This window comes from Paraconexibacter sp. (assembly GCF_041602235.1).
Taxonomy (GTDB): Bacteria; Actinomycetota; Thermoleophilia; order Solirubrobacterales; family Solirubrobacteraceae; genus Paraconexibacter.
Genome location: NZ_JBFIGP010000097.1, coordinates 1 through 12,317 on the forward strand (window position 1 = coordinate 1; position 12,317 = coordinate 12,317).

Consider the following 12,317-nt stretch of genomic DNA (forward strand, 5'->3'; position numbering starts at 1 on the left):
GGACCTCGCGTACTCGCTCGTCCCGACCGGCCGCACGCTGGACTACGCCAACGGCCCGAGCTACGGGGACCGCGTCGGCGTGATGAAGGCGACGTTCGTCACCGGGCTCTTCGCGACCGGCATCCTCGGGTCGCAGTACGCGGTGCCGCTCACCGCGCCCGGAGCCGATCTCTACACCTGGTACCTCGGCGTGCTCGCGGGCGATCCGTACGACCTCAACCCGCTCACGCCGAGCATCGTCGAGGAGCTGAAGCGCCACCACTCCTCGTTCTACATCGATCACCGCCAGGCGCCCGCGCCGCTGCTGATCTCCAGCGGGTGGACCGACGACCTGTTCCCCGCGGACGAGGCGATCCGGTTCCGCAACCGCACGAAGGCGGAGTTCCCCGACGCCTACGTGTCGACGTACTTCCTCGACTACGGGCATCAGCGCGGGCAGAACAAGGGGGCCGACGTGAGCCGCCTCAACGCCCGCCAGCAGGCGTTCCTCGACCACTTCCTCGGCGGGGTCGGCGACCGTCCGGCCGAGGACGCGCGGGCGATCCTGCAGACCTGCCCGAAGACCGCGTCCTCGGGGCCCGAGCACGTCGCGCCGGACTGGGCGCGGCTCGCACCGGGGGAGGTGCGGATCAGCGCGCCGCAGACCCAGGTCGTGACGAGCGGCGGGGACCCGCGTGCGGGACAGGCGTTCGACCCGGTCGCGGGATCCGGTGCGTGCGCGACCTCCGACGACGTCGACGCGCCGGGGACGGCGGTGATCCGGCAGGCGGTCCCGGACACCGGGTTCACCCTGCTCGGGTCCCCCACGTTGAGCTTCAACGTGCTGTCCGTCGGGCCGACGAACCAGCTCGCCGCGCGCCTGCTCGACATCGCGCCCGACGGGTCGCAGACGCTCGTCGCGCGTGGGCTGCTGCGCGTCAAGCAGGTCACCGGCAACATCCCTGCCGAAGAGGTGTTCCAGCTGCACCCGAACGGGTGGCACTTCGCGCCCGGCCACACGGTGAAGGTCGAGGTCCTGGCCGTGGACGCCCCGTACAGCCGGCCGGCGAACGGCCAGACACCGGTGGTCATCACCAACCTCGAGGCGAGGATCCCGGTCACCGAGGCGCCCGGTGTCGGCCCGGTCCGCACGCCGGCGCCCAAGACGCTTCCGGCGGGGTACACGCTGGCTCCGGACTTCGGGGGCCCCGTCGCCGGCGGCGGCCAGGGTCCGGCCGGTCCCACCGGGCCTGCGGGCCCCACCGGACCGACGGGTCCCGCCGGTCAGAACGGCACGAACGGTCAGAACGGCACGAACGGCCAGGACGGCGCGCCCGGTCCGGCCGGCCCGGCGGGTCAGAACGGCACGAACGGTCAGGATGGCGCGCCCGGCCCGGCGGGTCCGGCGGGTCAGAACGGCGCGAACGGTCAGGACGGCGCACCCGGTCCGGCGGGTCCGGCGGGCGCGAACGGTCAGCCGGGGGCGCAGGGTCCGGCCGGTCCGGCGGGCGCGAGCGGGCAGCCGGGGGCGCAGGGGCCTGCCGGTGCCGACGGCAGGAACGGGGCCGACGGGAAGGACGGCGTCGACGGCAAGGACGGCGCGAACGGCAAGGACGGCGCGCAGGGTCCGCGTGGTCTGCGCGGACCGGCCGGTCGCCTCGGTCCCAAGGGACGCGACGGTCAGGTGGTCTGCCTGGTGACCGGCGCCCGGACGCCGAAGGTGACGTGCACCGTGCGGCTGTCCCAGAGCGCCGCCCGCGGTCGGACCATCTCGGTGCGGATCACGCGGAAGGGACGGTTGGTCGCCAGCGGCAGGGCGGCACGCAAGGGCCGTTCGGCCCGCGTCGTGCTCCGCGGCCGGCGGGCGATGGTCGCCGGTACCTACCGCATCACGGTCGTCGCGGGCGGCCGGACGCGCAGCGCCAACCTCCGGCTGAAGTAGGAGCGCTGTCGCGCAGGTCGGGGCCGCCGAGCCCCGCCCTGCGCGGTCAGACCGCCTGCGCGGTGGTCTGCACCTTCGAGGGCGTGGGATCGGCGAACTGCGCCGGCTCGCCGCTGAAGCCCGCCTGCACCGCGGCCAGCTGGTTGGGCTTCATGATGATCTCGCGCTGCAGCTCCGTCTCGAGGATGAGGCCGTCGGCCGGGGACAGGCCGCCGACGTAGGCCTCCTCCCACAGCGTCTTGGCCCGCCGGACGGCATCCGGCGACTTCGAGGCGATCTCCCGGGCGAGCGCGTCGGCCGCCGCGTGGGGGTCCTCCTCGATCCGCGTCACGAGCCCGAGCGCCTTGGCCTCGGCCCCGTCGACGATCCGCCCCGTGTAGGTCAGCTCCTTCGCGACGTCCACGGGGACGAGTCGCGGCAGGGACTGCGTGATGCCCATGTCGGGGATCAGGCCCCACTTCATCTCCATGATCGACATCCGGGTCCCGGGGGCGGCGATGCGGATGTCCGCCCCGAGCGCGATCTGGGCGCCCCCGCCGAACACGTTGCCGTGGAGGGCCGCGATCACCGGGACCGGGATCGCGGACCAGTCGGTCGCGACGCGCTGGGCGAAGTTGGCGATCTGTCCGGGCTCGCGCTCGAGCAGGCCGTCCGAGGGCATCGCGCCCTCCTGGTAGAAGCTCGGGACGTCGAGGCCCGAGCAGAAGCTCTTGCCCTCCCCACGCAGGACCACGGCGCGCACCGACTCGTCGGCGATGAGCCGCTCCGTCGCGTCGTGCAACGCGCGGAACATGGGTTCGTCGAGCGCGTTGTGCTTGTCGACGCGGACCATCGTCACGGTGGCGACGCGGTCGGCGATGTCGATACGGACGCGATCCTCGCTCATGGCGAGATCCTACGGGGCCGGGGTTCAGGCCGTTCTGGAGCGTCGCCCGGTCCGGCGACGGCGACGCCTGCGACGGCGCCTCGGGGGGCGCGGACGGCCCGGCGTCTCGACCCGCTCGCCGATGATCTCCCGCGGCACCCCGTGGCGGAATCCCGCAGGCGCCGTCGGCAGCCCGAGGTCACCCGCGGAGGCGATCAGCTGCTCGGCGCAGCGCTCCGCGACCGCGGCGATCGTCAGCGAGGGGTTGACGCCCAGCGAGGTGGGGATGATCGACGAGCCGAACGCGAACAGGCCCTCGTAGCCGTGGATCCGTCCCTCGGGCGAGGCGGCGCCCAGCTCCGGCGACTCCGCCATGCGCAAGCCGCCGAGCGGATGCGCGGCGTAGATGCCGCGCGTCTCCGTGAGCTTCATGAAGCGGCCGAGGCCGCGGTGGGAGGCGATGCGGGCCATGGCCCGGTCGGCCGCCTCCCGGACCTTGATCGACTGGTCGGACTGCGCGTAGCTGAACGTGCCGAACGACACCGGGCCAGATCCCAGGGGCACGGCGCCGCCCCCGGTGGGGGAGGCGCTCAGGAAGGTGCCGTCCATCGTGTCCTCGACCATCGCGAGCAACTCGATGCGGTTGCTCCAGTTCGCGATCGCGTCCTTCTTCTGCCGTCCCCAGAACGACGGCTCGCCCGAGGGCGCGCGTCCGTCGTCGTAGAGGAAGTTGGTCAGCGACGACAGGAAGATCTCCTGGAGGGTGAACCGCGTGCCGTCGTAGCGGTTGGAGCGGCGCCCGACCCAGAAGTCGTAGGTCATCGTCGTGATCGGCTTGCCCTTGTGGAACGCGCCGTAGCCGGGCAGGCCGAGGACGTCGCGCACCCTCTTCGGGTCGTACTCGATCGCGGCGACGTGGTCACCGTTGCCGCCCAGGTGGCGGCCGACCTGCTCGCTCAGGGCCGGGAGGTCGTTGCGGGAGCGCAGGAGGATCGGGGCGTCGTTCATGGCGCCGGTCGCGAGGATCAGCGCCTTGCACTCGATCTCCTCGCTGCCGGTGGCCTGCTTGCTCACCGGGTCCATCACGCTCACGGTCACGATGTACCGATAGGGCCGCGCGCTGCTCTGCCGGACCGACTCGACGCGACGCAGGGGCCGGACCCGGACCCCGGCGGCCTCTGCGCTCGCAAGGTAGTTGGTGTTGACGGTGTTCTTGGCGCCGTGGATGCAGCCGGTGTGGCACCACTTCGCGTCGACGCAGCGCTTGGCGCTGATCGCCAGCGGCACGCGGTCGCACGTGTGGCCCTGGGCGTCCAGGGTCGCCGCGAAGAGGCCGCCGCTGCGTGAGACCTGCGACCACGTCGGACGCTGGACGCGCAGTGCGGCCTCCACCCGTGCGTAGTAGGGGTCAAGCGTCTGGCGGCTGATCGCAGCCGGCCAGATGCGGCGGTCGGGGCCGTCGCCGGGCTTGCGGTCGCGTCGCTCGAACGTCTCCCGGGGCGCCCGCAGCGAAGCGGCGAGGTAGAGGTTGGAACCGCCACCGACGCCCGTCGCGGTGACGAACTGCGCGCCCTGCCCCTGGACCAGCTCGTAGACCTTCGACAGGTGCTCCACGTGCATCGACTGGGCGAAGTCCGTGTGCTGCATCCGGGGCCCGCGTTCGAGGACCAGCACCGCCTTGGGGTCCTGGTCCGCGGCGCGGTACAGCTCGGAGAGCCGGTAGGCGGCGATCGCGCCGCCGAAGCCGGATCCGGCGATGAGGACGTCGACGCGTTCGCTCATGGCAGGTTCCCGGTCTTCGTCCGCTCGCGTGAGAGCCGCCGGCGGTAGCTGGCGTCGGCGTACCCGGCCGACACGCGCCCGGGGAGGCCCATGACGCGGTAGCCGACCGCCTTCTCCGCGGTCTGCTCGGGGATCATGCCCGCGGCGCAGAAGGCCACGAACGGCACTGCGCCGGCGGCCTCCCAGGTGAGTCGCAGCGGGTTGTCGAACGCGAACCCCGACCGGCAGGCGGCCTCGCGTCCGTCCCAGTCCAGCGACAGGAAGTCGGAGCCGCCGGCGGCCGCGGCGCGCAGTTCGAGGTCGGCGAGGAACGCGGGCGCCAGGTACGCGAAGCCGATGAGCGGGTGGTTGCCGAGGGCCAGGGCGTCGGCCTCGACCGCGCCGGGACGGTCGTCGACGCCGAGGATCGCCTTCGGGTGGACGGGTGCCCCGAGGCTCGTCGTCGTGACCTTCCGGCCGGGGATGATGGTGTCGTAGAACGCCTGGAGCGTGGCGGCGTCGAAGCCCGGGTCCTGCGCGCGGGCGGCCTCCGGTGCCACGAGCGCACGGGCCGTCGGTAGGGCGCCCGCCACGGTCGCCGCGAGGCCCGTGGCGAGGGCGCGTGCCAGGAACTCCCGCCGGGTTGCCTCCTCCGAACGCACGCGTTCAATATACACTCCGTTACATGAGGTGGGAGCCAGTCGGACTCATCGTCGCCGTCGCCGTGTCGCTGGCCGCCGCAGGGTCCGCCCAGGCGGCGCAGTCCCCGACCGGGTGGGACGGCACCAACCCGTTCCGCTGCACGCTGCAGCAGGCCGGCTTCGAGGCCGCGGTGCCCGATCCCGCCGCCGACCCCTACTGCGTCGAGTTCGACAAGCGGCGTCAGAACGTCAGTGAACTCGGCGTCGTGCAGTTCCTGCTGCAGGAGCCGGCCCGGGTCGCGGCCGCCGTGCCCAAGTGCTTCTACTTCCAGTCCGACCACTGGCGAGGGTCGTTCGTACAGGACGACGAGACCACGAAGACCTACGAGTACGACGGGCACTACTTCTTCGACAAGGCCCGCGGTGAGGGCGGGGCCTGGGTCACGAACTTCAACATCAACGGGCGGACGTCCGACCCCTCCCAGATCCCAGGGATTCCCAGCGAGTTCAGCCGCCACTTCGGTCCGGGGACCGGCGGGGTGATCACCCGCAACGAGCTCGACGCCGACCCCGCGTGCATCGAGCGGGCGGCGGATCCGTCCCGGCCGGTGTACGCCGCGCCGCCGGCGGGCGACGACGGGCCGGGCGCGGCGCCGGTCGCGCGGTGTCCGACGCTGGCGGGGACCGTCTCGCGGACACGTCTGGCGTCCCTGCGGCTCCGTGACCCCGAGTCCCGGGTGCGGGCCCAGTTGGGCGCGCCGGTCCGCGTCCATCGCGGCTACCTGCGGTACTGCCTGAGCGCACGCGGCAAGGTGCTCGTGGGGCAGCGCGGAGACCGCAGCGGCACGCGAGGGACCGACCCGGACACCCCGACCGCGCTGCTGCTGACCACGAGCCCCGCGGTGAAGGTCGCCCGGGTCCGTCCGGGGTCCAGCAGCCGCACCGTCCGACGCCGGTTCCCGCGCCGGGTCCGGCGCGTCCGTGTCGGTCGCACCACGTTCTTCGAGTCGTCGCGGCGGTCGGGTGTGCTGCTGGGCCTGCGCGACGGACGGCTGCGGTACGTCGGCGTCTACGACCGCTCGGCGATCCGCACGACCGCCGGACTGCGCAGCTTCCTGCGGCGCGCGGGGTAGCGCCGCGGGCTCGGTCCGCGGGTCAGTCCTGCTGCTGGCGGCGCAACTCGCGCCGCGTGCCTGCCGACGGGTCCGTCGGACGCGGGCGCCGTCCGGACCCCGCTCGGCGTGCCACCGCGGTCTCGCGTGCTGCGACGCCCGCGGCCTCCTCGCCCAGTGCGAGGAACGCGGCGAAGCGCGACTGCGCGAGCGTGCCGTCCTCGAGTGCGGCCCGGACCGCGCAGTCCGGCTCCTGCTCGTGCCGGCAGTCGCCGAAGCGGCAACTGGCCGCGATCTCCGTGATGTCGTCGAAGGCCGCGCCGACATCGCCGCGTACCCCGACGGTGCGCAGGCCCGGGGTGTCGATGAGGAGCCCGCCGTTCGGCAGCTTCAGGAGGTCGCGGCGGACGGTGATGTGGCGGCCACGACCGTCGTCCTCACGCACCGCTCCCGTGCGCTGGCGATCCTCGCCCAGCAGCGTGTTGGCCAGCGTCGACTTGCCCGCTCCGGAGGCGCCGAGCACGGCGGCCGTCGTCCCGATCGGGATGAGCTCCCGCACCGCATCGAGCCCGAGCCCGGTGGTGGAGCTGACCGCGACCACCCGGGCGCCGCCGAGCGCCTCGGACATCTCCTGCGCGGCTGCAGCCGGTTCGTCGAGCAGGTCGACCTTGGTGAGCAGTACCACCGACGGGACTCCCGCGGCGGCGGCCAGCGCGGTGAAGCGGGGCAGGCGGTCGATCGCCCGGTCCTCCGCGAGCGCATGGGCGACGAGCACCAGGTCGACGTGGGAGACGAGCGGCTCCGGGCCCGTGGGTGTCGGTCGCTGCAGGAGTCCGCGGCGGGGGAGGACGGCGAGGACGCGGTCGCCGTCGAGCGCCACCCAGTCGCCGGTGACCGGGAACGCGGTCTCGTCGGTGCCCCGGTGCCGGACGGTGCCGGACACGACCGCGGGACGCGGGCCCGTCCCGTCGTCGACGACGAGGAGACGTCCACGGTCCACGGACACGACGCGGGCGGCCTTCGCCGAGCCGAGCTCGAGACGCTGGAGCGCGCGCGCCATGCGCGGGCGCCAGCCGAGTGCGGTCTGCGGCGTATGGAGCTGCGGCAGGTGAAGGCCTTCCGAACCGGGGAACGGGAAACCCCAGAGTAGCGGGCCGTTCGCCCTTCGTCACGCGACGCAAGTAGCGTCCCCCCGGTGTCCGTCGGCGTCGTGATCCCCGTCCACGGCTTCGCGCCGTACCTGGCGGAGGCCCTCGACGCCGTGCTCGTCCAGGACGAGCCTGCCGCGCAGGTGGTCGTCGTGGACGACGGGTCGCCGCTGCCGGTGCGGTTGCACCCCGAGCACCGCGAGCGCGTCACCCTGCTGCGGCGCGACGTCGCGGCCGGCCCTGCCGTGGCGCGGGCGGCCGGCGTCGACGCGCTCGCCCCGGAGTGCGACCTCATCGCCCTCTGCGACGCCGACGACGTGTGGGAGCCGGGGAAGCTCGGCCGCCAGATCGCGGCCATGGCCGCGCCGGAGGCCGCGGAGGTCGGGTGGTGCTTCGGACGCGCGCGCGTGATCGGGGTCGACGGGCGGGAGACCGGCGAGCAGTGGGCCGAGCCTGCGGCGGGCCGCCACGCGGCCGCGGAGTTCGGCGCTGCGCTGTTCTCGGCCAACCCCGTGCCGACGTCCAGCGTGGTGATCCGCCGGCAGGCCCTCGAACGGGTGGGGGGGATGCTCGGCCCCGTGCGCGTCGCCGAGGACTGGGACCTGTGGCTGCGGCTGTGCGCGGCCGGATGCGATGCCCTGTGCGTGCCCGGGGCCGTGGTGCGCTACCGCCGTCATCCGGGGGGCCTGACCGCCGACGTGGCCGGGCTCGCCCGGGCGCAACTCGAGGTGCACGCAGCGCACGTCGCACTTGCCGCCGACGGGGCGGCGATCGCCGCGGCTCGTGCGGCAGACCTCGCGGCCCTGGCCGACGGGCTTGCGCGCACGGGCGATGTGGCCGGTGCGCTGCGTGCCTGGGCGTCGGTCGCGGAGGTCCGCCGCTTGAGCCGGCGTGAACGCCTGCGCGTGGGGGCGCTCCGCGTGCCGGTGCTGCGCCGGCGCGTCGGGCGCCGGGCCGCGTACTGATCGGTAGGGCGCGGGGTGGGCCCGCGGCGCGTCAGCGCCGGCGGGGCAGGGGCCGGTTGGGGATGCGCCGCCCGAGCTCGAACGCCCACACGGTGGGGCCGTCGAGGAGCCCCAGGATCGCCGCGTCGCGATCACCGCGGCGCAGGGCGGCGAGACCGGCGACGCCGCGGCGCGCGCCCCACCACAGCAGCCCGGGCCACCGCCGCGCCGGCATCGCCCCTGGATGCTCGGCGTCCAGCCAGGCGGCCCCGGTGCCGTGTCGGAACCGCTGGCCCAGCATCGCGCCGACCGTCCTGCGGTTGCGATGGACGACCGCCGCGTCCGGACGGTGCTCGAGCTCGAACCCCGCCGCCCGCACACGCCAGCAGAGGTCGGCATCACCGCCGGATCGCACGTCCGGGCGGAACCCTCCGACGCGTTCGAAGACCACCCGGCGGACGGCGGCGTTAGCGGTCTGGGCGAACCCGCGATCGCCCCGGTCGGGCGCGAGCGTGATCGCCTGGCTCATGGACGACTTGAGATACGCGTAGCGTTCGGCCATCGAGCCCCTCGGGCCGGGGTCGGAGTCGTGCACGGCCCCCGCCAGCACCCCGGTCGTGTCGCCGGGGACCGGATCGAAGAGCCGGTCGAGCAGGTCCGCCGGAGGGTCGACGTCGTCGTCGAGGAACAGCAGCCATGGGGCGGTCCCCCGCGCGGCGCCCGCGTTGCGCGCGTAGTAGGAGGTCCGCACGTCCGTCGCCACCAGCACGTCGGGATCGGTCACCCCCACGCCGCGGTTGTCGACCACCGTGATCGTGTCCCCGGGGCGGAGGTGCAGGGCGCGCAGCCGGTCGAGCACCGCTCGCACCACCACGGCGTCCGCGGCCACCGGTGCGATGACGTCGACGGCGGGGCGTGGTCCGGACACCACCCGAACCTAGCCCGTCCCGGCTCACGCCGCTGCGCGCACCCGCATCGGCAGCCCGCCCACCGGGCCGATCGTCGGCATCTGCCTCGTGCGCAGGTGGTAGCCGGGCAGGAGGTCCAGGTCGAAGCGCTCCATGAGCGCGCGGGCGATCACCGCGATCTCGGCCTGCCCGAACCGCATGCCGATGCAGGTGCGCGAGCCTCCGCCGAACGGCACGTAGGCGCCCTTGGGCAGCTTGCTGACCTCACCGCCCTCGGCGAACCGCTCCGGCCGGAACGCGTCGGGCTGCTCCCACACGTCGGGCAGGCGGTGGCTGGCCCACGACGAGTAGTTCACCGGGACGCCGCCGGGCACCCGGACCCCGCACAGCTCGAACGCCTCGATGGAGCGGCGCGGGCCGACCCACGCGGGCGGGTAGAGCCGCAGCGTCTCGTCCATGACGCGGCGCAGTTCGCCGCCGTCGTCGCCGGCGGCGAGCCGGTCACGCAGCCGGTCGCGTGCGTCGGGATTGCGGCTCAGCTCGTAGAACATGAAGGAGATCGTCGAGGTCGTCGTGTCGTGCCCGGCGAACAGCAGGGTCATGACCTCGTCGCGCACGTGCTGGTCCGACAGGCGCGAGCCGTCCTCGTCCTGCGCGTCGAGCAGGAGCGACAGGATGTCCTCACCCCGCTCGCCGGTGCGACGGCGCCGCGTGATCTCCGACAGGATCAGCGCGTCGAGCCGCTGCCGCGCCCGGTGCATCCGCGCCCACGGCGTGAAGGGCCCGCGCAGGATCTGCAACGTGTAGTCGCGCGCGTAGAAGCCCAGGGCCTGCTCGAACTCCTCGGCGGCGTCCACGTCGCGGGCGCTGCGGTCGGGGTCCAGCCCGAACAGCGCGCGCATCGCGATCCGCAGGGCCAGCTCGCGCGTCCAGTGGTAGAGGTCGAGCGTCTCGCCGACCCGCACCAGCGGCAGCGCCCGCTCGGTTTCCGCCTCGATCGTCGCGTAGGACTCGCGGATGCGCTGGGTGTGGAACGCGGGCAGCATGATCTTCCGCGACCGGCGGTGGAAGTCCCCGTCGATGGTGAGCAGCCCGTCGCCCAGCAGTGGCAGCAGATCGGAGAAGTGTCCCTGCCGCCACGAGAAGTTCTTGGCGTTCGACACCAGCAGGTGGTGGTTGGCCTGCGGTCCGAGGACGAAGACGACGAGCCCGTGGAGGATCCGCAGCGTGAAGACCGGGCCGTGCCGGTCGTAGGCGTCGAGCAGGATGGGCAGCGGGTTACGGGCGAACCGCTGGGTGCGCGTGACGCTGAAGCGCGTGTCTCCCGGCGGGAAGGGGATCGCCGTCCGGGAACGCGCCTCGACGCGGAGGTCGAGGGCCATCCGCCCGTACGGCGAGCGCTCCAGCAGTGACGGGGGCGGGGGGCCGGCAAGGGACATGTCCCAAGCCTAGTGGGCGGACTGGCTACGTAGCCAGTTTCAGCTGACGAGGTCCCTTCCCATACGGTTCGCACCATGGCGCTCGACGTGACGTACAAGCTGCAGGTTCCCCATCGACCGGGTCAGCTCTCGAAGGTCGCGGGCGTGATCGCCGAGCACGGCGGCCTGATCGGCGACATCGTCACGATCCACCTCGGGCGCGAGCTCACGGACCGCGAGATCACCGTAGAGGTCCGCGACCCGCAGCACGGCTGGGAGCTCGCCGAGGATCTCGGGAAGCTCGACGGGGTGCGCCTGGTCTGGCACCACGACCGCGCGTTCCTGCGGCACGAGGGCGGCAAGCTGCGGATGCACGCCGTCACCCCGGTCGAGACACCGCAGCAGATGCGCGACGTCTACACGCCCGGCGTCGCGCGGGTCTGCTCGGCGATCGCCGAGAACCCCGCGCTCGCCTCGCGCTTCACCGCGATCGGCCGGACCGTCGCGATCTGCACGAACGGCACGCGGGTGCTCGGTCTCGGGGACATCGGGCCTGTGGCTTCGATGCCGGTGATGGAGGGCAAGGCGGTCTTCTACACCCAGTTCGCCGGGATCTCCGCCGTCCCGGTCCTCATCGACACCAAGGACGTCGACGAGTTCGTCCGGACCGTGAAGATGATCGCTCCGGGCTTCGGCGGTATCCACCTCGAGGACATCAGCGCGCCGGAGTGCTTCGAGATCGAGCGGCGGCTGATCGAGGAGCTCGGGCAGCCGGTCATGCACGACGACGTCCACGGCACGGCCGTCGTGACGGTTGCGGCGGTGCTCACCGTCTGCCGCGCGCTCGGCCGCGACCTGCACGAGGTGACCGTCGGGCAGCTCGGCCTGGGCGCCGCCGGGTCGGGTATCGCCGGCCTGGTCGGCGAAGCGGGGGCGAAGGAGGTCCTGGCCTTCGATCCCAACCCGGTGAGCCATCAGCGCGCCGTCGAGCAGGGCATCGAGGTCACGACCATGGAGGACGTGTTCGCGCGCGCGGACATCGTGGTGGCGACCACGGGGCGGCCGGGACTCATCACGCCCGCGATGGTGCGGCCCGGGCAGGCGATCCTCGCGCTCACCAACCCCGTGGCGGAGATCGACCCCGACGCGGCTCGCGCGGCGGGCGCCGCGTATGCCGCGGACGGTCGCTCGGTCAACAACGTGATCGGCTATCCGGGCATCTTCCGCGGCGCGCTGCTCTCCGGTGCGGACCGCATCACCACCCGCATGAAGCTGGCTGCCGCCCACGCGATCAGCGCCCTCGCCGAGGGCGACGACCTCGTCCCGGACGCCTTGGACCACAACGTCCACGAGCGGGTGACCGCCGCGGTGCGCGAGGCGGCGATCGACGAGGGCGTCGCGCGGCTGGACCACACTCCCAGCGGCCTGTAGGCGCGGGTGTAGGGTCGGCTGACCCATCCTGCTCGACGCCCGAGGAGCGCCACCCCATGCCCTTCATGCTCAAGATCCGCTGGGACATCAAGGACGGCCAGGAGGCCGACTTCCGCAGCAACCAGGAGACGCTCTGCGCGGTGATGCACGATCACCCCGGCGTCATCA

The 12,317-nt window shown here is 73.4% G+C and carries 10 protein-coding genes; 4 read left to right on the plus strand and 6 right to left on the minus strand.

Features of this window, described 5'->3' with window-relative positions; all coding sequences use genetic code 11:
• The coding region (locus ABYE80_RS09805; RefSeq protein WP_372790096.1) for a CocE/NonD family hydrolase C-terminal non-catalytic domain-containing protein at positions 1–1,921 on the plus strand (1,921 nt) is incomplete at its 5' end.
• 46 nt (positions 1,922–1,967) lie between these two features.
• Here the strand turns inward: ABYE80_RS09805 and ABYE80_RS09810 are convergent.
• The 3 genes from ABYE80_RS09810 to ABYE80_RS09820 are packed head-to-tail and all read right to left on the minus strand — an operon-like array spanning position 1,968 to position 5,209.
• Complete coding sequence (locus ABYE80_RS09810; RefSeq protein ID WP_372790097.1) at positions 1,968–2,807, minus strand: crotonase/enoyl-CoA hydratase family protein; 840 nt, start codon at positions 2,805–2,807, stop codon at positions 1,968–1,970.
• Between the two features lie 24 nt (positions 2,808–2,831).
• The gene (locus ABYE80_RS09815) at positions 2,832–4,568 is read right to left on the minus strand and encodes an FAD-dependent oxidoreductase (protein ID WP_372790098.1); all 1,737 of its coding nucleotides are present in this window, start codon (positions 4,566–4,568) and stop codon (positions 2,832–2,834) included.
• Positions 4,565–5,209: a DUF5987 family protein gene (locus ABYE80_RS09820; protein ID WP_372790099.1), complete on the minus strand. Its 645-nt coding sequence runs from the start codon at positions 5,207–5,209 to the stop codon at positions 4,565–4,567. Before ABYE80_RS09820 ends, ABYE80_RS09815 begins: the two co-directional genes overlap by 4 nt.
• A 23-nt stretch (positions 5,210–5,232) precedes the next feature.
• Between ABYE80_RS09820 and ABYE80_RS09825 the strand changes: the two genes are divergently transcribed.
• Entirely contained in the window at positions 5,233–6,321 is a 1,089-nt protein-coding gene (locus tag ABYE80_RS09825) for a hypothetical protein (RefSeq protein ID WP_372790100.1), read from the plus strand.
• Between the two features lie 22 nt (positions 6,322–6,343).
• Here the strand turns inward: ABYE80_RS09825 and rsgA are convergent, their stop codons facing one another.
• A complete protein-coding gene (rsgA, locus tag ABYE80_RS09830; protein WP_372790101.1) occupies positions 6,344–7,360 on the minus strand; it encodes a ribosome small subunit-dependent GTPase A in 1,017 nt (338 codons plus the stop codon).
• A 135-nt stretch (positions 7,361–7,495) separates the two neighbouring features.
• On the opposite strand from rsgA, the gene ABYE80_RS09835 reads away from it, so the two are divergent.
• Complete coding sequence (locus tag ABYE80_RS09835; RefSeq protein WP_372790102.1) at positions 7,496–8,413, plus strand: glycosyltransferase family 2 protein; 918 nt, start codon at positions 7,496–7,498, stop codon at positions 8,411–8,413.
• 31 nt (positions 8,414–8,444) lie between these two features.
• Here ABYE80_RS09835 and ABYE80_RS09840 read toward each other — a convergent pair whose 3' ends face one another.
• Together ABYE80_RS09840 and ABYE80_RS09845 are read right to left on the minus strand one after the other, a co-directional pair.
• Positions 8,445–9,320 (minus strand): glycosyltransferase family 2 protein, encoded by an 876-nt coding sequence (locus ABYE80_RS09840; RefSeq protein WP_372790103.1) that lies wholly within the window; start codon positions 9,318–9,320, stop codon positions 8,445–8,447.
• A gap of 24 nt (positions 9,321–9,344) precedes the next feature.
• Entirely contained in the window at positions 9,345–10,739 is a 1,395-nt protein-coding gene (locus tag ABYE80_RS09845; protein WP_372790104.1) for a cytochrome P450, read from the minus strand.
• Positions 10,740–10,814: 75 nt separating this feature from the next.
• Here ABYE80_RS09845 and ABYE80_RS09850 point away from each other — a divergent pair, with 75 nt between their 5' ends.
• Positions 10,815–12,149: an NAD-dependent malic enzyme gene (locus ABYE80_RS09850; protein ID WP_372790105.1), complete on the plus strand. Its 1,335-nt coding sequence runs from the start codon at positions 10,815–10,817 to the stop codon at positions 12,147–12,149.
• Positions 12,150–12,317: the final 168 nt, after the last annotated feature.

What these genes read in the sequence shown, in the direction of transcription:
- rsgA (WP_372790101.1), bottom strand. Translation starts at nt 7,360, where the DNA reads ATGGCGCGCGCGCTCCAGCGTCTCGAGCTCGGCTCGGCGAAGGCCGCC.
- ABYE80_RS09850 (WP_372790105.1), top strand. Translation starts at nt 10,815, where the DNA reads ATGGCGCTCGACGTGACGTACAAGCTGCAGGTTCCCCATCGACCGGGT.
- ABYE80_RS09825 (WP_372790100.1), top strand. Translation starts at nt 5,233, where the DNA reads ATGAGGTGGGAGCCAGTCGGACTCATCGTCGCCGTCGCCGTGTCGCTG.
- ABYE80_RS09810 (WP_372790097.1), bottom strand. Translation starts at nt 2,807, where the DNA reads ATGAGCGAGGATCGCGTCCGTATCGACATCGCCGACCGCGTCGCCACC.
- ABYE80_RS09815 (WP_372790098.1), bottom strand. Translation starts at nt 4,568, where the DNA reads ATGAGCGAACGCGTCGACGTCCTCATCGCCGGATCCGGCTTCGGCGGC.
- ABYE80_RS09845 (WP_372790104.1), bottom strand. Translation starts at nt 10,739, where the DNA reads ATGTCCCTTGCCGGCCCCCCGCCCCCGTCACTGCTGGAGCGCTCGCCG.